The following is a 22,948-nucleotide window of genomic DNA, read 5'->3' on the forward strand; positions in this document are numbered from 1 at the left end:
TCTATTGATTAGGATGGATGTCTTACAGCAACGTATAGGGAGAGCAGCGAGTGAGTGAATTGACCCCCGGCTTTATTGTCGCGCATGGACATCGGCTGGAAGACCTAACTGATGTGGCGGTTACATTCACCCAAAACTATCCGCTGGCGCCGCTGGAAGAAGAAACCGTGCTGGTGCAAAGCAATGGTATTGCCCAGTGGCTGAAAATTAATTTAGCTCAGGCCAGTGGCATTGCTGCCATGATAGACGTCACCCTGCCTGCGCGCTTTCAGTGGAAAGCGTATCGTGCGGTGCTTAGCGGCGAAAGTGGTGACGACATTCCCAAAACCTCTCCCTTTGATAAAGACCGCCTGACCTGGCGGTTAATGCGCTTACTGCCCGGCCTTATTGCCGAGAACCCGCATTTTGCGCCGCTTCAGCATTACACCTATGACGATAACGACGGCCGTAAGTTGTATCAGCTAAGCGGTCGACTGGCCGATTTATTTGACCAATACGCCGTGTACCGCGCCGACTGGTTGGATAACTGGGTGAGTGGAAGAGACGTACTGGAAAATGACCAGCCTGTTGAGCCGGAACAACTGTGGCAGCCGGAATTATGGCGCGCCGTCAGTAACGATATTGGCATAGACGACTATTGGAACAACCGGGCTGAGCTGCATCAGCGCTTTATCGATACCGCCAAGTCGCTCACCAAACGTCCGGCAGGCCTGCCGCCGCGGGTGGTGGTGTTTGGTATCTCGTCGTTACCGCAGCAAATGCTGCAAGTACTGGATGCTATTAAAGGCTACACGCAAATTCTATTGTGCGTGCATAACCCCTCGCAGTATCACTGGGCGGATATTGTCGACGGCAAAGAAGCATTGCGTCAGGCCGTTAAAGCCTCGTCGCGCTTAAAACACAAACCCGAGTTGCCGGACGAGCCCGACGATGACGAACTGCATCAGTTGGCGCATCCATTACTGGCGTCCTGGGGCAAACAGGGGCGTGACTACATTCGCCTGCTGGATTTATACGATGAAACCCTGCAAAAACAGGAAGCCTTTAACACCATTAAGCTCGAGTTGTTCGAACCGCATGCCACAGAGCACTTACTGGCTCAGCTACAGGACGACATTCTAAACCTGCGGCCCGTTCATGAAACCCGCGAGATTTGGCCTACGCCGAATGCCGCCGATAAGTCGCTGCAGTTTCACGTGTGCCACAGCCCGCAGCGCGAGTTAGAAGTGTTGCATGACCAACTGCTGGACGCCTTCGCTAAGGACCCCAGTTTAAAGCCGCGTGACATTATGGTCATGCTGCCGGACGTAAACACTTACGCACCTTACATTGATGCGGTATTTGGTCGTTATCACACCCGGCTGGGCGAGCGTGACGCGCGCGCCATTCCTTACACCATTGCCGACCAAGGCGAACGCCATCAGCGTCCGTTAATGATAGCGCTGGAACTGCTGTTGCAGGTGGATCAGCTGCGTTTTACTCAAACCGATTTATTCAATTTGCTGTCGGTACCGGCGGTGCAGCAGCGCTTCGACATTGGTGATGATGACCTGACGCAACTAAAGCGTTGGGTGAAAGACGCAGGCGCCCGTTGGGGGTTAAGCGCAGAGCAACGCAGCCAGTTTTATATGCCAGGCCATGAAGAAACCAACAGCTGGTGGTTTGGTTTAAAGCGCATGATAGCCGGTTACGCCATGGGTGAATTGGCTGAAACTGAATCACCAGGCGATACGCCCTGGGCCAACGTTGAACCCTATTCTGAGGTTGCCGGGTTAAGCGCTGCACTGGTGGGGTGTTTAGCCGATGTTATCCGCACACTGGAACGGTGGTGGCAACGCGCTCAGGGTGAACATACCTTACCGCAGTGGGTCACTCAGGGCGAGTGGTTGCTGGATGAGTTTTTCGAGGCTGAAGAAGACAGTGATCGCTTACTGTTGGCGAAGCTGGGTGACGAGTTGTATCAACTGCGCGATATTTGCGTAGAAGCCGATAACGAATCGCTGCTTCGCTTGCCAATATTTAAAGACGCGTGGCTAGAGCGGGTGGATCAGCAAAACCTGAACCAACGCTTTTTAGCCGGGGCGGTCAACTTTGCTACGTTAATGCCCATGCGTGCCATTCCGTTCAAATATGTGTGTGTGCTGGGTATGAACGAGAGCGATTACCCCCGCTCCGTGCCGCGTGTTGACTTCGACTTAATGACAGACCGCTACCGCCCGGGCGACCGCTCCCGTCGTGACGATGACCGCTACCTGTTCTTAGAAGCTATGCTCTCCGCCCGCGACTGTTTCTATGTTAGCTGGGTGGGTCACAGTGCCAGAGACAACAGCGAACGCACTCCATCGGTGCTGGTAGCGCAATTGCGGGACCACTTGCAACAAGGCTGGGGTGTGGATATCGATAACCTGACAGTGGAGCATAAGTTGCAGGCGTTTAACCCTGCGTACTTTGAAGCTGACAACGACCCCTATTTTACCTACGCCAGCGAGTGGGCGAAAGCGCACGAGGGCGCTGTTGCTTCAGACAATACTCGGGAACTGGCCGTGGATGACGTGCTGGAACGCACCCTGAGCATGAACGACATCAAACGTTTTGTGGAAGAACCCGCTCGGCTCTATTTCAACTGGCGGTTGGATACTTACTTTAGCCGTAACAGCGAAGATCTGGATGACAGCGAAGCCTTTGTGATGGATAACCTGCAGAGCTGGTCGTTAACCACGCGCTTGATAGATGCCGGCAAACGGGCGCTTTTGTTCGGCGGTGCAACTGAAGCCTCGTTGTTAAAAGAGCTGAACCGCATTAAGCGCGAAGGCGCCTTAGGTATTGGCGCAATAGCCGAGCAAAACGGATTGCAGCTGCTGGAGAAGGCGCAGGACATACTGGAAACCTACCAACAAAGCATTGCCGGTTATGCGGGCGTGAACGAGTTTCCGGTTGAAGTGGGTTTTGAGCACGCCGGACTGGTTATTGATGACACGGTGACCGGCCTGCACACCAATGAAAACGGTGAACGGCTGTGGGTTGTTACCTCGGCCAGCAACATTGCCGCCAAGAATGGCAAAGGCATAAACGGTGGTGGCTGGAAGCACGCCAGCTCTTTCTATGTGGGGCTTTTGTTGTTGAACCTGCAGCAGCCCACTGGCCTGATGATTGTGTCCAAAGGTGGTTGCCAGCTAAAAGTGGCACCGGTGCCGGCTCAGTTAGCTTTGCAGCAACTGGAGCAGCTGCTGGAGCTGGTGGCTTTGTCGGCGCAGCAGCCACAGCCTATGCATTTGGATGTTGCCATGGCGTGGTTAAGTGCACTCGATAAAAAGGACAATGATGAAGCGCTGGCGCACGAAACGGCGCGGCAAAAATACGAAGAGGATGGCTTTAACGACCCTGCACTGGTGACCAAAAGCGATTATTGCGGGCGCGTTGCCGAAAGTTACAGCGCCATTAAATCATCACCGCATTTTCGGCGCTTTATTAATGAGCTCTACGACCCTATGCGCCTGACGTTGGTACCGGAGGTGCAGTCATGAGTCATTTGCTTTCAAACCCTCTCGACTTTCCGCTGAACAGCAGCCGCTTAATTGAGGCGAGCGCCGGTACCGGTAAAACGTACACTATAGCCGCTTTGTACGTGCGCTTAGTGATTGGCCATGGCACCCATAATGGAACAGAAGAAACCCACTTTGACCGCGAGTTGGTACCGAAGAACATTCTGGTTATGACCTTTACCAAAGCCGCCACCGAAGAGCTGAGCGACCGTATTCGGGCTCGCTTGGCCGAAGCGGCTGCTTACTTCCGTGATCCGGAATCGATAAAAGGTGATCCGTTTTTAGCCAGCCTGCGAGAAGACTGTGCCACACAGGGACAAAATCTGAAGCATCTGGCGCGGTTGCTCGACTTAGCCTCGCAGTCGATGGATGAAGCGGCAGTGAAAACCATACATGGCTGGTGTCAGTCCATGCTGAAAGAGCACGCCTTTGCCAGCGGTAGTTTGTTCAGCCAGAACGTGGAAACTGAAAACGATGAGCTGCGGCTACAGGCTGCCGAAGATTATTTCCGTCGCTTTATCTATCCGGCCGATGCCGAGCTCAGCGCCCGCTTGCTGGAAGACTTTACTTCGCCTGAGGCCTTGTTAGGCCTGGCTTACAGCCTCAGCAAAAGCGGCCAGGCACCGGTGAATGGTGATCTACACAGTCTGCTGAAAGAGGCCGAAAGTGCGCATCAGTCGCGAATGGCGCTAATAAAGCAGGAAATCGCCCCTATTGTGCAAGACTTAGTGGATAAAACCTCACAAGCCAAAGGCGCGGCGACCAAACTCAAGCAATTTCAGAAATTTGCCGACTGGTGTGCTGGCCCCGAGATGGTCGAGCCTGATGCCACCGCCGCTAATTGGAAAAACATTAGCACCGACGAGTTACAGAAGTTCGCCGAGGCCAAACTTGGCGGTATGGCTGATAACTGGTTAGCTTTAGGCCAGTTACAGGACCGCATTAAGCAAAGCAAAGTGCAGCAACAGGAAGAGCTGGCCAGAGTCAAACAACATGCGGCATTCTGGGTCAGTAGTCGCTTTGCCGAACTGCAAAACCAGCGTGCGGAAATGGGCCACGACGATATGCTGACGCGTTTACGTGATGCGCTGAAAGGCCCCAGTGGTGAAGCCCTGGCAGCGTCTATTCGTAAGCAGTATCCGGTGGCGATGGTGGACGAGTTTCAGGATACCGACCCGGTACAGTACGAGATTTTTAACCGCATTTATCACCTTGCGGAGCCGCATGCCGGCACCGGTATTTTCCTAATCGGTGACCCTAAACAGGCCATTTACAGCTTTCGTAATGCCGACATTTACACTTATCTAAAAGCGCGTCGCGACACCGAAGGGCGGCACTATAATCTGGCGAAAAACTTCCGCTCGTCGCAGGCCATGGTGGATGGAGTTAATGCCTTGTTTGAACGCGCCGAAGAGCTGCCGCGCGGGGCTTTCCTGTTTAAAAACGAACAGGACAACCAACTGCCGTTTAACCGGGTAGAAGCTAACGGATTAAAGACAACGTTTAAACATTGCTTGTTGTCCAGCAACCTGAAAACTGCACCGGCACTGCTGTGGTCGGTATCCGGTGAAGAAAAGCGCAACAAAGACACCTTTTTCCGTGCGGCGGCGAACCATCACGCTAATACCATTGCCTCGCTGCTGAATGATCCGCAAGCGGGCTATTACAATGAAAATGACCAGCTCGAGCAGCGCGTTAAGACCAGTGACATTGCGGTACTGGTAAACAACTTTAATGAAGCCAACGCCATTAAAAAAGCGCTGAGCGATCGCGGCCTGAAAAGTGTTTACCTGTCGGACCGGGAGTCGGTGTTTGCGCAACGCGTTGCGAAAGACTTGCTGGCGCTGGTGAGTGCCTGTGCGGAACCGCGTGACCCGTCGCGGATACGCAGCGCTTTAGCCACTCAGGTTTTAGCCTTACCCCTTGCTGAGTTAGAGCACATTCACAGTAACGAGCAGGAATGGGAACAACGCGTCGGGCAGTTTTTAGACTATCACGATCAATGGCAGCGACAGGGCATTTTGGCTATGTTGCACAGCTTGCTGCATGACCATCAGGTGCCGGCTAAATTACTGCAGGACAAAGTTCATGGCGAGCGCCAGTTGTCCGACGTGCTGCATATTGCTGAACTGCTGCAGCAACAGAGTCTGGTACTGGACGGGATTCCCGCGTTGGTGAACCACTTTGCCGAGCAGGTAAACGAGCGCCATGGTTTTGGCAGCAACAGCCGCACTCAGAGTGACGAGCAGCAACTGCGCTTAGAAAGTGACGATGCACTGATTAAAATCATCACCATTCACAAGTCTAAGGGTCTGCAGTATCCGCTGGTGTTTATGCCCTTTGTGGCTTACACCCAGGCCGAAACCCACCGCATTAAGCCGCCGGCCGTGTACCACGACGACAACGGCCAGCTGCAGGTACTGTGGTCGAAAGACGATGACAACAAACAACGTGTCAGTGATGAGATCCTCGCTGAAGACTTGCGCAAAATGTATGTGGCCGTTACCCGTGCGCAGTACGCTACTTTTATTGCGCTGGAAACGGTCAAAGAACACCGCAATAATCCGCTGTTTTATTTACTGAACGGCGGCACCTCGCTGAGTGATGAGCTGTATAACGAAGTGAGTGAACGCTGGCAACAGGCTCCGCATACTCAGATCACTCGTTTAGAAGACGACGAGCCGCTGGTGCGTGCGCTGGAGCAGGAACAAACCTTACCTAAACTCACACCACGTCAGATGCCGCCGGGACGCAAGTTAGAGCGTTGGTGGGTGGCCAGTTACAGTGCGCTAAAATACGAAGGCGCCGTGACAAAAAATGTGCAGGCACCGCAGTCTCCCGACGAAATGAACCTGCTGGACGAGCGTGACGACCCAGATGAAACACAAATAGCCAGTGCTGCCGAGCCAAGCTTTGACAGCATTCATCACTTACCCAAAGGCGCCGGGCCGGGTACCTTTTTGCATAACTTGCTGGAAGAATCTGCCAATATCGGCTTTACGCAGGTGGCTGATAACGCTGCTGAGCGAACCGAGCTGGTGCAGCGGTTTTGTGTCAGCCCGTTCTGGCAGGAGCACGAAAACAGCATTGAGCAGTGGTTAAACGCCTATTTGCACAACGAGTTTCCCATTAACGAGCAAGGCGACCGCATAAGCCTGCGGGCGCTGGAACAGTATAAAGCCGAGCCGGAGTTTTGGTTTGGGGCCAGTCAGGTAACGGCGCACACGCTGGACGCGCTGGTTCACGAGCATATTCTGCCCGGGTATGACCGGCCGGCGCTGGAAACCAACGTGCTGAACGGTATGTTAAAAGGCTTTATCGACTTAGTGTTTGAGCACAACGGGCAGTATTACGTGGCCGATTATAAGTCGAACTGGCTGGGCGAGGACGACCACGCCTACACCGAGCAAGCCATGCGCGAGAAAATTCTGCACAGCCGTTACGACTTACAATACGTCATTTACACTTTAGCCCTGCACCGCTTGTTAAAAGCGCGTTTGGGTGAGGCTTACGACTACGACACTCATGTTGGCGGGGCAGTGTACTTGTTTTTACGCGGGCACAGAGCAGAAACCGGCGGTGCCTTTTGTGACAGACCGCCGCGGACATTAATAGAACAGTTGGACGAGCTGTTTGCGGGTAAGGACTTATCGGATAGGGAGCAGGCATGAGCGACGTGACATCGAACACCTTATTTGATGCCCTCAGCCAATGGCGCGACGCCGGCTGGGTGCGGTCTATTGATCTGGCCTTTGTTGAATTCCTGCAGCAAGCGGGAGAAAGTCAAAACGCCGTATTGCTGGCAGCACTGTGTGCCTCGCACCAGGCCGGGCGCGGACATACCCACATTGACATGCAAGCGTTGCAGAGCGAACCTGAAATGGTGTTGAACCTGCCGCCCGAAAATCGTTACTCGCCTGATTGCGCAACGCCCGGCCAGTTGTTCCGCGAGTTTGGCGAGCGCATGCTGGAAGCCCTGAGTCATAGCACCTGTGTGGATACGGACGGCGCGGGTAATCATCCTCTGGTGCTTAACGGCGGCAAGTTGTATCTGCGCCGTTACTGGCAATACGAAACCTTTATTGAACGTGACTTGCAGGCGCGCATGAAAGACCGCCCTGTGACCAACGACGACCTGCTGAAAACCACCCTGGCGAAGCTGTTTGATAAAACCGAAGATGGTGAAATTAACTGGCAACGGGTGGCGTGCGCCAATACCGTGCGCAACCGTTTTAGTGTGGTGACCGGCGGCCCGGGGACCGGCAAAACCTACACCGTGGTGCGACTACTAACCGCATTGCAGCATCAGACATTAACTCTGGGCTTACCGCCCTTGCGCGTGTCGCTGGCAGCTCCAACAGGTAAAGCCGCCGCCAGGCTCACCGAGTCGATAGACTCTGAATTAGAGCAGTTAAAAAACAACCCACAGCTGGCAACCTTACTACCCGCGCTGGACTCGATAGAGGCAGAAGGTAAAACCCTGCACCGTTTGCTGGGTGTTAAGCCGAATTCGCGTGCCTTTAAGCACCACGCCGAAAATCCACTACGCACCGACGTGGTGGTTGTCGACGAAGCCTCGATGATAGACATTGAAATGATGACCGCGCTGCTGAAAGCGACACCCAAACACGCGCGGCTGGTGCTCATAGGTGACAAAGATCAGCTCGCCTCAGTAGAGGCCGGAGCCGTGCTCGGCAATTTGTGTGCTGGCGCAGACGAAGGCCATTACCACAGCGACACCGCACAATGGTTGCAGCAGGTTGCCGACACACCCGCCTTGCCAGCAGAATTAATAGACGACAACGGCGAACAACGCCTGCAGCATGTGGTTAAGTTTCGTAAAAGCTATCGCTTTAAAGGGCCTATTGCCGACCTGGCCAACGCCATTAATCGACAAGACAACGCCGCCACCCAACGAGAAATTGAAAAGGCGAAAAACGCCGAAGGTGATCACACTGTCAGCGTTTACGAAGTGGACAGTTTAGACGCCCCAGCCTTCGAAGCTCTTATCAGGGGTAGCCTGACGTTACACGTCAGGAACAATGCCGACACAACAGCTGATGCCAACAACATCAACGAAATCGCCCACAAAGCCCTGCAAAACCTAAGCAACTTCCAAATTCTTACCGCCCTGCGCGAAGGCCCCTGGGGCATGAAAGCCGTGAACCAAAAAGTCGGCGACATACTCGGCGTAAACGCCAACACCTGGTACGAAGGTCGACCCGTTATGGTCACCAAAAACGACTACGGACTCAAACTGAACAACGGCGACATCGGCATCGCCATAAAAGACCCCGAACACGACTACCTGCGTGTGGCCTTCCCTGACCAGGAGCACGGCGTACGCTGGGTGCTGCCCAGCCGACTCACCCATATAGAAACCGTGTACGCCATGACCGTACACAAATCCCAAGGCTCCGAATTCAAACACACCGTCATGGTACTGCCCGATCACGACAGTCCGGTACTAAGCAAAGAGCTGCTGTATACAGGTATTACGCGGGCTAAGGAGCGGTTGAGTTTGGTGGGGCAAAGATTTGAAAAGCTTTAAGCGTTTTTAAATGAATTCAGACAAAGACTGAAACTTAAAATTATGGTGCTCCTGATCAAAGTCAGTGGGCGGGCTCGTCAGCGCCTGCGGCTGACTGAGTTTGAATAGCCAATATTTTTCATCACGTTTTTTGCTAGGCGTTCCGGTGATCTCATCTGTTAAGTCATGTCCTGATACTTCATCAACAGATTCGACATGCCAAACATAATTGGCTTTTAATTTGCTACCTTGCTCAATATCTGGGGCAGCAATAACAATAAACTGCATTTCTCTTATCTTGTGGTCGATAATATATTTTCGGGTAGATGCCTTTTTCTTCATGTGAAAAACCTTGGCTGAACCATTTAAAAATGACTCGTAATATCCAGGTTTACGCGGATCAGTTGCCGTTGAGGTAATTAGGGCTAAATCTGAGTGGCGGATACCCTTTAGCCCTGTCTGACTTATCCTTGCAGACTCTTGGAAAAAGTATTTATCAATATCCCTTTCGCTTTCTGCTTCTAGTAAGTTGGCTAATTGGTCAGTTAGAAAAGCTTTCAGCCAAGCATTCCCAGACTCATTCGATGCACCGGGCAATAACGGAAATGCACCGACCCCAACTTCGTTAATGGCGTCCCAGTAGGGGTTAGCAGATATGTCCTCAGATGTTTGTGCGTAAAAACCTGGGTACAGTGCAAAAGCCCCAAAGACCGGTCTAGTCTTGTTGGTGCCTAAGCTATCGCTTTTAAGATAAATCAATGCGTCTCGGTATCTGTGCATTTGGTTAAGCGCATCAGTAGGAACACAATCCTTATCTGGTACTGTACTGTCGATGCGATATTTTGCATCAAACACCCAAACAAGGCGTTCTCGGTCACCAATGGATACCTCAAGGAAAATGTCGGGTTTTTGCATTGATGTCCAAGCCTTGTAAGGATCGCTTTGCAGGGAGATGCGAGGTTCATGGGCCACTCTTATGCTTACATCACCTTTTTTAAAGGATTGTGAAGAGCTTAATCCATCCTCAAATTCAACCTTGAGCCCTTTCCGTTTTAGTTTGGGTTGCTCTGTATCACCAACCTTTTCGAAGCCTAGTTCTTCAACGATCTGGGTCACTTGTAAATAACATCAAACTTCATATAAGTCAGCGATAGAGCGCACGGATACCGAAGCATCAACACCAAACAAATCCAGATACAGTTTAAGTTCTTGCCAGGCACGGTAAACTTTGGCGTATCCAGACTTCTGTTGCAGTACTAACGAGTCAGTATTTAATCCTTTAAAACGCCCTACCTCCTTAAAGAAAGGAGTGTTCAGGGCTTTGTTTAGAGGCTCGCGCCACATCTCTAGCTTATTGAAAAAGTGAGCCGACAAAATTTCTTTTTCCGGATCAACCAACTCGGCATCGAGACTGACTTGCTTAAGCTTAGCAACCAAGGTTTGAATGGCGAACTTTATAAATCTATTTTCAGGCGTGTTGACCTTTAGCCTTTTTTGTTCGACCGCGTACCGCGTATCATAACGCTTTTGCGCTAAGTTCTCTTTAACTTGCTGCTCTAGTTTAGCTGATAACTTACCTTTAAGACGGTCTGCTTTTAAGTGCTTCGTCGACTTCAGTAGCCTGGCGTGGGGGGAATGAGAAATGCGCTTGATGCCATCATAAAACTGACTTCTTAAATGCTCAAAATGATTAAGCCACATGATGGGAAAGTGGCTGCGCTCAGTATTGTTTTGTGCGTCGTGGCTGGTCTTTTCCGTTAAGGTAAAACACCAGTCGCGGTATGGGTGTTGTAGCTGTTTTATAATGGATGTTAAGTCATCCCGCATATCCATTTTGGTGGGGAAAACTTCAAAGCTGACAGTATCAGTTTGTGCCGTCTGCCCTGGCAACTGATAACAGAGCGGTAGCTTTAACCAGCCCAAGCTATTACCGGTGTTCAGTGTACCCCACAACACGTGTGTGTCACCGAACATCGAGTGATTAAATGATTCTGATACCGACCTTAAGTCATGCGTAATACGTGGCGGAAATTCATGAGCATTGGCTTTAAACGAAAATTCGAACCCATAGGTCGAGTTTTCAAATAGCATGGGGTGACTCAGTAAAAAGCTCGCGTCGAGAATTTTTGAGCTATGGACAAAGCTTTCCATGTTATTACAGAAAACGGAGAATTCGCCAGCTTGTTCGGATAATATCTTTACCGAAGAGACAGGTATTTCTTTTCCCCTGGCGGTTAATGCCTGCTTGAGCTGTCGGTATCGACTTTCGGTATGGTTAGACTTTACTGCCAGATCCCAAGCCGGTGTTTTTACCCTAATAAGTGTCTGCATGGACTAAGGCCAGAAGCTTGTGTATCCGTTAGTTCCCAGGCGACGTTGCATCCTCTCTAGTGTGCTAATACTCCGGCATTGTATCTTTTTAGCCTGTCCATTCCTGTTTTTCCTGAAAAAGTCTGTACGCTCAGTATCTACCATCTGCCGAAAGTTAGGGTGTTGCTTCAAAATAAGCTCTAAACCCGATAAAACGTTATCTTTACTGTTACCGGAGAGCGATAACTTGTCGCTATCACCTTCAATACGGGGTAACACTTTTGTCATTAAAAAGTCATCCCAAACGGCTGTGAGTTCTTTCTCGGTCTTCGGGTTAAAGCAATATACTGATAGCAACAGTTCATTTAATGCCCTGAATGCTAGCTCGAAAGGGGTTCCTTTTAATACGCAATTCACTTCATCAAGAAACGAGACAGATTGATCTCGAAAAACTTCGTTGTCATCAAATAAGCCTGGCGCACGCGCATCAGAAATCGTTGAATAAGTTAGCGGTTGAATATTTGGTTGCCCCTCAAAGAACTCATCAAAACGATTCTCGAAGAAGAGCCCAAAGTCTATCGTGAATGCTCTGTCTATGACCTTGCGCGAGAATCCGTGTGTGGTTTCATCCATATTCACAGTGCCGGCAATGATCAAATTAAAAGGTAGTGGAATGCCGTGTTCTTTAAATTGCTCAAATAATTGGTCAGACACACCGAGCGCTTCTTTTAAGTTGCCTTCAGCTTTGTCTCCAAGTCCTTTGATGAGCTCAGACGACACGAGAGCATCAGAACGATACCTAAGCGTTTCAGCGCTATGATCAAACTCACGTGTTTCCAGAACGGATAAATAGTCAGCAAAGTACTGTTCGACAGGGGCCAAATTCATCTCGTCAAGGCATAGCCAGTAAGGGCTAACAGCTTCCTTGATTTGTGGACTCCACCACGCTCGGCCTGACTCGTCCAACTCTATGGTTGGATTTAAATTAGTCCATGCCTGAGCAATAAACGTGAGTACCTTAGTTGGCACGTATTCAGGTTGCTTGCCAAGCCGAGAAATATAACCCAGTAAATCTGAAGGCTCATGCCAATCAGGGCGAACAGGAACAATCTGATAGTTGTTTGCCCCTTGTTTGGTCGCTTTAGCTTGCTCACGAACGAAGCGGGTTTTGCCAGTGCCGGATATACCGGCTAGGAGAAGAAAAGGTTTAGGCAGTGCTACCGAATGGCTAGTTGGCAAGGTGCTTTCTCCATCTTCTGAGCCCGGCAAAATGATGTCACCTGACAGAATGCTATCGACAAGCCTTTTATAAATTGACGTAAGTTCTTTTAAATCACTTTCAATGTGCTCATTGTTTTTCAGATCAGCTTGCGAGTAATACTTAGCTCCGGCAGTAGCCCAATTATAATTGGCACCGTTGCGACCTGGCTCGTTTACATAAACGTCTGAATTCCAGTGTGATAAGCCCGGAAGTGCCTTTCTAATTGTTTCTTTCCAACTCTTAGCAACTACTTTGGCTTCATTTAATCCATAAGTACGGATTAAAGTTGTTGCGCCAAACCCTAGTGATAGATATACCCCAGAACCATCAGCTTTGAACAAAAAGACCGGGTATATCCCGTTTTGTGCTGTTTCTGTGTACCGCCGGTCAAAGATAGCGGACCACGGCACAGTCGCCCAGTTGCCTTGGCCCGGACTGCCAAAAAATTTTAAATTGACTATTTCACTCTCAGAGAAGGTTCCTTCTATTGAATTAGGTAAATCGTTTCTAATGCAATTAGCTATGTCATGCCCGGCAAAGGGTTGGCTTCGAGCTTCCGGCCAGGCATCTAGGATAGTAGAGAGATTATCACTTAATGACATTTAATTACCTTTAACCACTTCCTGTGGGTTTTTATTGTTTTGATTACGATAACCTTTATCGCATTGTAGGAAAAGGATTACGACTCTTTACTGCCAAATGCCAGATTTTACTTTGATTTAATTAATGTTAGAAATTAAAAGCACCTAAGTTGCTGCTAATCACAAATAGCTCTAACATACTCCCACTACCCAGTAACTTACTGATCTCATGCCCCTTTCTTATAAAAAACTAACTCAAGCATTCACCTGTCTATTATTCCTTTTTACCGCCAGCATCCAGGCTTCCGAACTCTTCACAATGCAATCTAAACTCATTGATGAGGGCATAACTGCGCGAGTCGTACTGCCGGAAAGCTATGGTCACTCCAGCAGTTTTGAGTACCCGGTACTGTTAGTCATGGACGGGTCTACGCAGTTTGAGCATATAGCCGGTAACGTCAATTTTCTCAGTACGTTTTCTATTGTGCCGGAGATGATTGTTGTTGGGGTCAGTGCAAGAAACCGCTTAAAGCGTTTTACTCACACAAAAATGGAAGCTTACGCTGAACGTTCTGGCGGTGCCGAGCAGTACACCCAGTTTTTGCGAGATGGACTGCTGCCTGAGTTACAAAAGAAGTACAGAATGTCGCCTTACACTGTAGTTACCGGACACTCGCTTTCGGGGCTCTACACCAGCTATTTGGCGGCTCATCATTCTAATTTTATCAATGCCGCCATATCGGTCAGCCCAAGCCTTTGGTGGGATGATTTCGCACTGATTAAAGAGCTAAAAACTGCTACGCAAAATCAAGACGCACGGTCAACGCGCTGGTTTATCAGCATGGCTAACGAGCCTAACGAAATGGCGGAGAGTTTTGAGCGTGTGCTAAAAGTGCTTAACGCGATGCCGGAATCGGGCCTTGATTGGGAGTCAAAGCAGTTCCCCAACGAAACTCACGACAGCACGCCTTTAATTGGCAACGTTGAAGGGCTTAAATCCATTTTTCGGGGCTTTAATGCAGTGCCGAATATTGAAATTAAATCGTTGGCGCAGCTGCGGGCGCACTATAGCGCCTATGAAAAAAGCGTCGGTCATAACTTCCCTATGTCGGTGCATCAATACAACGTGTATGGCTTAAAAGCGGCGTATGAAGGCAAGGTTAAATGGGGCGTGGAAATTCTTGAAAAGGGCGTTGAGGTATTCGACCAGTCTGAAATTCTGTGGGACAGCCTGGCAACGGTGTATTCAATGAATGACGACAACGAAAGTGCGCTAAAGGCGTCGAATAAGGCCATTAAGCTGGCGCGCGAGCATGGGTCAAAATACCTCAGCGAAATTGAAGCGCAGAATGCGGACTTGAAGAAGACGATAAAAAACTAAGTTGTACATATTTATGTATATTATTTTGTTTGTAATTGAGTACATTTTGTGGTTATAATTTAGTCAATAAATACGAAAGTGGTGAGGTAAAGCATGAACACACAAACGATATTGGCTGAAAAAACAGTATCGGCCAGCGATGTGCGTAAGCATCCCTGTCAGTATTTTGAAGCTGAGCCTGTTGCGGTACTCTCCCACAATAAAACGGCGGGCTATATGGTCGGTGCCGAATTATTTGAAGCTATGGTACGCCAATTGGAAGCTTGTAATCCTAAAGTAGAGTCGCTTTTCCGTCCGACGGCGGCACGGTTAAAAGCTATTAGCGCTGAAGGAGAGAAGCTTTTAACTGAGGCCAAAAAATCTGATCTGGATGACTCTAAAGAGTAACTAAAGCTGCCGCAACACGTCTAAAATACCTTGGTCTTTCGCTTTTTCTTTTGGTGAGACATCAAAATAGTCGTTGGCTTTTACTCTGTCTTCCCAAAACTTCACAAAATCCATAGGCTCATTCGGGTCTATCTGCTGAGACTCCGGCGTGTAGGTTTTGTGCAAACTGGTTTTGGAAATTTGAAAACTCATCGCACTACGTTGCTGATTGGTAATGACGCCGGCATCAAACAGCTGGCTGGCCAGTTCACTCATGCCGTTGGGTGAAATGCGATGAGGGTTAAAGGTTTCAGTAATGACATAGGGGATATCTGGCTGCTTACCGTTTTTTCCCTCTTCCGCCTGGCGTCGCATAGCATCTTCAAATAATTGGTCACGTGCCTGCATCAGGCTGTTAAGTTCTTCTTTTTCGTTTTTGCTAAGGTCCGATTTATTCTCTAGCTCTTCTATCTTTTTCTCTATTTCTTCCAGCTTTTCTGCGTCAACGCCCATGCGGTTCAACAGCATGCTGCGATAGGCCTTGTCTATGAGTGACTCTTTGTCTTCGCTGGTAACAGCCTCTTTTCTGGCTGGCTTTTCGGCTGCATCACTATGCGTGGTTGCCGCAGGATAATTTGCGTTATTACTCACAGGATTAATGTTCATGGCTCTTCCTTATCCAAAACGGGCATTGCCGGGTGGCAATGGTTTGCCTGTTTAGCGATCTATTTGCGCGTTTTGATAAGAAGTAGCAAAGGCTGTGCCAATAGCTAACAACTTAAGGGAAGAGAGTGTTACGTAAATACTGCTTCTAGATACGAAAGGGTGTTCATAAATTGTAATGCTGACTTTAACGACTACTCTTAAGTTGCTTAGGTTCAATTTTCAATACTTAATGGAGAAATATCATGCTTTACGATATTGGTGAAAAACCAGGAAAAGGTACTTATCAGTGCACAAGTTGCAATAAATGGGAGGTCACACTTGATGATGGTGATAGGCTCCCCCCTTGCGGAGAATGTGGTTCAGGCCAGAATATTAAATATAAAAAAATTAAGTGACATCGTATTTCAATAAGCAATTCATCCTTTGTCTCCCCTCCGAATGTTTAGCCATTCAGAGAGGGCACAAAATATCTGGCTAGTCGTCTAATTTATCCATTTGCTTAACAATGTCACTACTAAGGTCGTTTAGTTCATCGGTATTTTTGGACAAGGTATCGGCTTGTTCATAAGCGTTATCGCATAAGTCGCTGAGAACTTGCACGTTTTGGCTAACGCTTTCGACTGCGTCATTTTGTTGTTGGCTCGCTTCGGTCACCATATCAACCTCAGCGTTAATTTCTCTTACGGCAGTCAATACGGTGTTAAATGAATCGGTGGTCGCTGTCGAAATTTCCTGTGCTTCTCTTGAAGCTTCCAGTGCTTGGTCACTGATTTCTCCGGAAGACGATATAACGTCTCGCAGTTCGTTAGTCATGCTAACGATATCCGCTGTGGTTGCCTTGGTTTTCTGAGCTAAAGAGCGAACTTCGTCCGCGACAACGGCGAACCCACGTCCATGTTCTCCCGCTCGCGCGGCTTCAATAGCGGCGTTTAGAGCCAGCAAATTGGTTTGTTCAGTCACGCTTTCTATAAGTTCAACAAATGAGGTGATTTTCTCTGCGCTTTTCTCAACTTGTTCAAAACTGTTATCGAACTTCTCCACCGAGCTGACCAATTTCTGCAATCGTTCGGCTAGATGGTTCATTTGCTGCTCGGAAGTTGTACTGGCCTCAGCGACCGAATCGGTATTGCTATTAATTCGCTCTATTGTTGATGTCATCTCGTTCATGCTGGTGGAAATTTCTTCGATGGTTGAAGCTAGGCTGCTGGATTGCTCGCTAAGCTTCTCACTGGTAGTGTGAGATCGGTCAGACACGGAAGCTGTTCGCTCTGCCAGATTACTCAGCTTTTCGGTTGTTCCGTCAATGTGACCTAAAATACGGCTAAAGCGTTTTAATGCACGGTTCAATGAGCGTGCGATTTGGCCGAACTCATTGTCGCTGCTTAAACTGACTCTCGGGTCGAGATTGCCATTGCTGACTTCAGTCGCCATATTTTTCAGTTCTTTCATGGCTAAGTTTAAGAAACGTCGGGAGACGATAAAAAAGACTACCGATAAAACAGCAATGATAATGCCTGGTATAATAAGTGCTTGGCGGGTTATATCGGTAAATAATGAAAGGCAAAGAACAACGACTAACGTGATCAGAAATAAAAGGTTAATCTGGTTTATTCTGGACAGAGATAGATTAGATAACTTCATTTGATCCCTCAAATTATCATGATAAATAGCGTGCATAAATTTTCGAAAGAACTATATATTTATTTCTATTTTTTAGAAGGGTTTTGAGGTAGGACGTGAATAATATTCGGCAAACCGAGCTGCACCAACGCCGCTCAGGAAAAACTACGACCTTTAACGCTGCGACACCCGACAGCGATGCGCAGCGTGACAGAGCGCGCATTATTCACTCATCGGCGTTTCGGCGACTGCAGGCTAAAACTCAGGTGCTGGGCGTGGGCGAAAGTGACTTTTACCGTACGCGCTTAACGCACTCCATGGAGGTGGCGCAGATTGGATCGGGCATTTGCGAGAAGCTAAAGCAAAAGTATGCCGAGAACCCAGCTGTTTCAACGCATATCCCGTCATACTTTCAAATTGAGGCTATTTGTCTGGCGCACGATATTGGTCACCCGCCGTTTGGTCATGGTGGTGAAGTGGCGCTGAACTATCACATGCATTCAAGCGGTGGCTTTGAGGGCAACGGGCAGACGTTGCGTATTATTTCAAAGCTGGGTGAGTATTCTGACAACGACGGTCTGGACTTAACCCGACGCACGTTATTAGGCGTGCTGAAATACCCAGTGTTACACAGCGAAGTTAGTACTCGCTCACTGTCTGATGAAGATCACCTGGATGCTTTTAAACCGCCGAAATCCGTTCATGACGATGAACAAGATGTACTGGACTGGGTACTGAAGCCTTTTAGCCAGGAGGATCGAGCCCGGTTTCGCGCCACTAAAACCACAAAGGGTAAAACAAAGGCGCAATACAAAGCGTTCGATACCTCCATTATGGAGCTGGCGGATGACATCTCTTACGGTGTGCATGATTTAGAAGACTCACTAGCTCTGAACCTGGTTACAGAAAGGCAATGGCGGGAAGATGTTCTGAACAAGGTGTTAAAAGACAGCATTATTGCCAAAAATGCCGACTTTTACACCGAAAAGCTGTTTTCGGACGAAAGTAAGCCGCGTAAGCACGCCATTAGCCTGCTAATTGGTCATTTCGTACCCTGTATTGAGGTGGTTGAGCAAAAAGTATTTGAATCGCCGTGGTTGGATCTGCAGGCTGAGTTACCTGAAGATATTGAGCACACGCTGCAAGTGTTAAAAGACTTTGTGTTTAAGCACGTTATTCGAAGTTCGTCGGTGCAGGTGCTGGAATACAAAGGCCAGATGATGATTCTTAAGTTGTTTCAGGTATTGAGCGAGAACCCGGAGCGTCTGCTGCCGGAGTCTACCTTTAGACAATACAAAAACTCGGATAACCCCAAGCGTGTTATTTGTGACTATATTTCCGGTATGACCGACAATTACGCCACTAAACTTTATAGTAAGTTATTCAGCCCGGATACCGGCTCGGTGTTTGATAAAGTCTGATTAAAACCTTTCGACTGGCACAAAAAAGGGCGCCCAAAAGGCGCCCTCGAAGTTACATTTTACTCTTTAACGGCTTATTGCCATTCAACTAATAAGTCTACGCCAGAGTAGTTAGTGTAACCTTTCATACTGACGTACCAGCGGTCCGCTGCCGGGTTATCGATACTGCAAGTTTCGTTGTTACCCGAGCGGTATGGACGACACTCATACGCAGACTCGGTAGGCTGGCTACCTTGGCGAACATACAGATCTGCGTCGCCACTGCCACCTGACATGGTCACGTCAAGTGATGACATACCCGCCGGAACGTCAACATAGTAGTGAGTCCACTCACCGCTTGTGCCTGACAGGTCGGTAGCTGAAACAGAGTCACCTCCGCCGCCGCCAGTGCTTGGCGCAGTGTATGAACCGGTCAGGTTAAGGCCAGAGAAGCTAGAGTACGCATTGACCATAACGTAGTAGGTACCGGCCTGTACGTTCGAAATGGTACAAGTTTCGGCATTACCGCCCTGGTATGGACGACAGTCATAGGTTGAGGTGGTCGGTTGCGCACCAAAGCGAACATAAAGGTCTGCGTCGCCTGAACCGCTGTTGATGGCAAAGCTCAAGTCTGTCGCACCCGCCGGAACATTTAAGGTGTAGTAAAGCGAGTCACCCGTTGTTGCCGAAAGGTTGCTGACCGTTTGACCATTCGTCAGTTCGTTGTCTGCCGGCGGCTCTTCACCACCACCGCCGCCTGTGCCGTCACAGCCATTAGCGTCGATGTAGTCGATAGCGTCTTTTGTTTGTGCTAAACCATAACCGTATTTCACGTCACGGCCTGCGGCACCTAAGTCTTCCGCTGTTGCGTTAAGAACACCGCGAATTTCCTGTGCGCTACAGGTGGGGTGATGTGACCAGACTAACGCTGCAACACCTGCCACGTGTGGCGATGCCATAGACGTACCGCTCATGGTGCCGTAGTTACCTTGCTGACCAGTGCCTTCAGGGTAGGTTGAAAGAATGCTGACACCCGGACCTGAAATTTCAACTTGGCTGTTTTTCTGTGAGAAATCTGCCAGCTGCTTGCTGTTATCAACGGCTGCAACTGAAACCACCGAATTATAAGATGCGGGATAAGACATTGCATCGGTCGAGGTGTAAGCGGAACCATCGTTACCTGCGGCAGCGACGAGCAATACGCCCTGGTTATACAGGTTTTGCATTGCTGAGGCTTCAGTTTGGCTGGAGTTAGGACCACCTAAGCTCATGTTGACCACTTCGGCGCCGTTGTCAGCACAGGTTTCAATAGCAGAAACCAGTGATGATGAGTAGCCCCATCCGTTGTCATTGAACACTTTTACAATGTGCAGGTTAGGATCACTACCGATAACGCCGCGAACCCCAAAGCTGTTATTTAAAGCAGCAATGGTGCCGGCTACGTGTGTGCCATGTGGGCCGCCGTTGTCGTGCCAGTTGCCGGTACCGCTATCGTTAGTGCCGTTAATGGTGTTGCCTCTTGTACCCATGTCTTCGTGCGGCAGTTCTAAACCGGAATCGATGACACAAATTTCTTTACCACCGGCAGCGGCTGATGCGACGCTGTCGTCAACCAAGTTGGCTTGTACCATGCCGATACCGTAAGGAACGTCCTGCGCCATAAAACGACGCTTTTGGTCAACTTCGATGTATTCTATATTGGGGTTTTTCTCGAGGCGTTTTTTCTCTTTAGGACTAAGCTCAGCGGCGACAGCTAAGCTGTGACGCATACTGATCTTAACTTTACCACCCGCCTTTTTCACGGTGTTGTGGGCGCGGGATAAAGCCAGTTCGGAACGGCCTCGTACTTTGTTTTTGAAGACCGCATTACCTTTATTTTTAAACTTAATGATGTAACGCTGAGGAGCGTCGCTTTCTATTTGCTTCTGTTGTTTAAGTAGTGGTTGAGCTTGAGACTGCTCAGGAGGCTTAGCAAAAGCAGATGAAACCGACACTGCCAAAGCAGACAGCGTAAGAAAACTAAGTTTTTTCATAACGTTATATTCTCTTTTTGTTTTTATTTTGGGCTGTAGAAAGCCCTTTAAAGACGGCAGCAGGGGATACAACGTTTGGCTGCATGAAATGACGTCAGATAACGCCATTTGTTACATTTAATAACAACTGTTAACGAATTTAAAGGGTAAAAGTGTAAAAAAGTTTAAAGACTTTACCTTTTTTAAACAATCCGGGAGGGGCGAAATGAGTGTCTATGTCATGCTTGCAATAGCCTGGGGAGCGGGCTTAATGGCCCTTTTCGGAGGTTTTTTAGCGCATCTTGAAGGCAATGCCAATACGGTCGTTAAGCGAGAGTTCGTTCATGGCATTACTGCATTTGGTGGCGGCATTTTACTGGCTGCTGTTGCTTTTGCGCTGGTGCCTGAGGGCATGAAAGAGTTAAATGCCTGGCAACTGACGGGGTTGTTTGCGGCTGGCGGAGTCACTTTTTGTCTCATTGATGCCTGGTTACAGAATAATGAAGGCAATGTTGCACAGTTTATGGCTATGGTGTTGGACTTTGTGCCTGAAGCGATTTCCCTTGGTGCTGTATTTGCCGCTAACCCAAAAATGGGCATACTGCTGGCTATTTTCATTGCAGCACAAAATTTTCCTGAAGGGTTTAACGCATACCGGGAATTAAAAGCCGCAAAACTAACCACAAAAACGGCGTTGTTCGGGTTGTTAGGCGTCTCATTTTTTGGCCCGCTGGCGGCAATAATGGGCTATTGGTGGCTGAGTGATTCACCTCACATTACCGCATCAATAATGAGCTTTGCCGCCGGCGGAATCCTTTACTTAGTGTTTCAAGACATTGCCCCTGAAGCGAAAATGCGCCGTCATTGGGTACCGGCCCTGGGCGCAGTGCTAGGCTTTATTCTGGGCATGTTAAGCAAACAACTTTTGAGTTAATCGTCGAGTTTGTCCATCTGCTTAACAATTTCGTTACTGAGATTGTTCAGTTCGTCGGTGTTATTCGATAATGTCTCCGCCTGTTCATAGGCACCATCACAAAGATCGCTAAGCACCTGAATGTTTTTGCTGACATTCTCTACAGCATCATTCTGCTGTTTACTGGCTTCGGTCACGATATCCACCTCGGCATTAATTTCGCGTATTGAAGCTAAAACCAGATTAAATGACTCAATGGTTTCTGCCGATATCTTCTGTGCCTCTTTAGAGGCTTCTAAAGCTTGATCGCTAATCTCGCCAGAGGACGAGATAACAGCGCGAAGCTCGTTTGTCATGCTGACAATGTCACCTGTCGTCGCTTTCGTTTTTTGAGCTAAAGAACGAACTTCGTCGGCCACTACTGCGAAGCCTCTTCCGTGCTCCCCCGCCCGGGCAGCTTCAATGGCAGCGTTCAGAGCGAGCAGGTTGGTCTGTTCTGTGACACTTTGAATCAGCTCGACAAAAGAGGTGATCTTTTCGGCACTTTTTTCAACTTTATCGAAGCTGCTGTCGAACAGCTCGACAGAACTGACGAGCTTATTGAGCCGCTCGGCCAGCTTATTAATTTGCTGCTCAGAGGTAATGCTGACTTCAGAAACAGAGTCGGTATTGTGATTAATACGTTCAATTGTTGCTGTCATTTCGTTCATGCTGGCTGAAATTTCTTCAATAGTAGAGGCCAGGCTAGTGGACTGCTCACTCAGCTTTTCGCTAGTGACATGAGAACGATCAGAGACCGAAGCTGTGCGTTCCGCCAAATTACTTAGCTTTTCTGTAGCACCGTCCACATGAGCTAAAATACGACTGAAGCGTTTCAATGCACGATTCAAAGAACGTGCAATCTGTCCAAATTCGTTTTCGCTACTTAAGTTCACTCTCGGATCAAGATTGCCGTCGCTGACTTGTTCAGCCATGCTTTTAAGCTCTTTTACTGCAAGCGTCAGAAACCGCCGTGAACTGACATAGAAAATTACGGCTAATAACGTAATAACCAGAGCGGGAGCAGCTAGCACGCCGTCTGTTATGTCAGAGAATAGAGCGAGCCCAAGGATAACCGCTAAACTAACCAGAAAAAGAAGGTTAATCTGATTAATTCTAGCCAAGGACAGGTTAGATACTTTCATTGTTTTACTTTCCACTTATAGTTTAAAAAAAAGCGGTGAAAAGTAATCTAAAGTGGTGATTAAAGATAGCTTTTCTTCAATAGGTTTTGCCGATAGCCAAAATCGATAAAACAGCGTTATTGTTCTTACCCACGTTTGTGGTGTCTGCTACCATCTGTTTGCGTTATAATTTGCACAAATTC

At 48.7% G+C, this 22,948-nt stretch carries 15 protein-coding genes; 8 read left to right on the top strand and 7 right to left on the bottom strand.

Annotated features, from left to right (window positions below; genetic code table 11):
* The first annotated feature begins 50 nt into the window (after positions 1 to 50).
* Genes recC through recD form a run of 3 tightly spaced genes read left to right on the top strand, consistent with a single transcriptional unit; the run spans position 51 to position 9,093 of the window.
* The gene (gene recC / locus RBK99_RS09275) at positions 51 to 3,524 is read left to right on the top strand and encodes an exodeoxyribonuclease V subunit gamma (protein WP_317504323.1); all 3,474 of its coding nucleotides are present in this window, start codon (positions 51 to 53) and stop codon (positions 3,522 to 3,524) included.
* Entirely contained in the window at positions 3,521 to 7,213 is a 3,693-nt protein-coding gene (gene recB / locus RBK99_RS09280; protein ID WP_317504324.1) for an exodeoxyribonuclease V subunit beta, read from the top strand. The genes recC and recB overlap by 4 nt, the downstream gene beginning before the upstream one ends.
* Positions 7,210 to 9,093 carry an exodeoxyribonuclease V subunit alpha gene (recD, locus tag RBK99_RS09285; RefSeq protein WP_317504325.1) on the top strand — a complete coding sequence of 628 codons (1,884 nt, stop codon included), beginning with the start codon at positions 7,210 to 7,212 and terminating at the stop codon, positions 9,091 to 9,093. Before recB ends, recD begins: the two co-directional genes overlap by 4 nt.
* Before the next feature lie 6 nt (positions 9,094 to 9,099).
* Here recD and RBK99_RS09290 read toward each other — a convergent pair whose 3' ends face one another.
* The 3 genes from RBK99_RS09290 to RBK99_RS09300 are packed head-to-tail and all read right to left on the bottom strand — an operon-like array spanning position 9,100 to position 13,245.
* Complete coding sequence (locus RBK99_RS09290) at positions 9,100 to 10,188, bottom strand: nuclease domain-containing protein (RefSeq protein WP_317504326.1); 1,089 nt, start codon at positions 10,186 to 10,188, stop codon at positions 9,100 to 9,102.
* 12 nt (positions 10,189 to 10,200) lie between these two features.
* Entirely contained in the window at positions 10,201 to 11,403 is a 1,203-nt protein-coding gene (locus RBK99_RS09295; RefSeq protein WP_317504327.1) for a DUF2357 domain-containing protein, read from the bottom strand.
* A gap of 3 nt (positions 11,404 to 11,406) precedes the next feature.
* A complete protein-coding gene (locus RBK99_RS09300; RefSeq protein ID WP_317504328.1) occupies positions 11,407 to 13,245 on the bottom strand; it encodes an MrcB family domain-containing protein in 1,839 nt (612 codons plus the stop codon).
* A 298-nt stretch (positions 13,246 to 13,543) separates the two neighbouring features.
* On the opposite strand from RBK99_RS09300, the gene RBK99_RS09305 reads away from it, so the two are divergent.
* Together RBK99_RS09305 and yafN are read left to right on the top strand one after the other, a co-directional pair.
* Positions 13,544 to 14,605 (top strand): alpha/beta hydrolase-fold protein, encoded by a 1,062-nt coding sequence (locus RBK99_RS09305; protein WP_317504329.1) that lies wholly within the window; start codon positions 13,544 to 13,546, stop codon positions 14,603 to 14,605.
* Positions 14,606 to 14,698: 93 nt separating this feature from the next.
* Positions 14,699 to 14,992: a type I toxin-antitoxin system antitoxin YafN gene (yafN, locus tag RBK99_RS09310; RefSeq protein ID WP_317504330.1), complete on the top strand. Its 294-nt coding sequence runs from the start codon at positions 14,699 to 14,701 to the stop codon at positions 14,990 to 14,992.
* Here yafN and RBK99_RS09315 read toward each other — a convergent pair whose 3' ends face one another.
* Positions 14,993 to 15,637, bottom strand: a complete 645-nt coding sequence (locus RBK99_RS09315; RefSeq protein ID WP_317504331.1) for a hypothetical protein — start codon at positions 15,635 to 15,637, stop codon at positions 14,993 to 14,995.
* A 242-nt stretch (positions 15,638 to 15,879) separates the two neighbouring features.
* On the opposite strand from RBK99_RS09315, the gene RBK99_RS13535 reads away from it, so the two are divergent.
* Positions 15,880 to 16,032, top strand: coding sequence for a zinc ribbon-containing protein (locus tag RBK99_RS13535; RefSeq protein WP_411161976.1), 153 nt, complete (start codon positions 15,880 to 15,882; stop codon positions 16,030 to 16,032).
* Between the two features lie 79 nt (positions 16,033 to 16,111).
* On the opposite strand, the gene RBK99_RS09320 is transcribed toward RBK99_RS13535, so the two are convergent.
* Positions 16,112 to 17,278, bottom strand: coding sequence for a methyl-accepting chemotaxis protein (locus tag RBK99_RS09320; protein ID WP_317504332.1), 1,167 nt, complete (start codon positions 17,276 to 17,278; stop codon positions 16,112 to 16,114).
* 95 nt (positions 17,279 to 17,373) lie between these two features.
* Here RBK99_RS09320 and RBK99_RS09325 point away from each other — a divergent pair, with 95 nt between their 5' ends.
* The gene (locus tag RBK99_RS09325; protein WP_317504333.1) at positions 17,374 to 18,678 is read left to right on the top strand and encodes an anti-phage deoxyguanosine triphosphatase; all 1,305 of its coding nucleotides are present in this window, start codon (positions 17,374 to 17,376) and stop codon (positions 18,676 to 18,678) included.
* Between the two features lie 74 nt (positions 18,679 to 18,752).
* Here the strand turns inward: RBK99_RS09325 and RBK99_RS09330 are convergent, their stop codons facing one another.
* Positions 18,753 to 20,690, bottom strand: coding sequence for a S8 family serine peptidase (locus RBK99_RS09330; RefSeq protein ID WP_317504334.1), 1,938 nt, complete (start codon positions 20,688 to 20,690; stop codon positions 18,753 to 18,755).
* Positions 20,691 to 20,895: 205 nt separating this feature from the next.
* On the opposite strand from RBK99_RS09330, the gene RBK99_RS09335 reads away from it, so the two are divergent.
* Positions 20,896 to 21,603: a ZIP family metal transporter gene (locus tag RBK99_RS09335; RefSeq protein WP_317504335.1), complete on the top strand. Its 708-nt coding sequence runs from the start codon at positions 20,896 to 20,898 to the stop codon at positions 21,601 to 21,603.
* Here RBK99_RS09335 and RBK99_RS09340 read toward each other — a convergent pair.
* Complete coding sequence (locus RBK99_RS09340) at positions 21,600 to 22,766, bottom strand: methyl-accepting chemotaxis protein (protein WP_317504336.1); 1,167 nt, start codon at positions 22,764 to 22,766, stop codon at positions 21,600 to 21,602. The genes RBK99_RS09335 and RBK99_RS09340 overlap by 4 nt on opposite strands.
* Between the last annotated feature and the right edge of the window lie 182 nt (positions 22,767 to 22,948).

The sequence above is a fragment of the Idiomarina solivarensis genome (genome assembly GCF_033052755.1).
GTDB lineage: Bacteria > Pseudomonadota > Gammaproteobacteria > Enterobacterales > Alteromonadaceae > Idiomarina.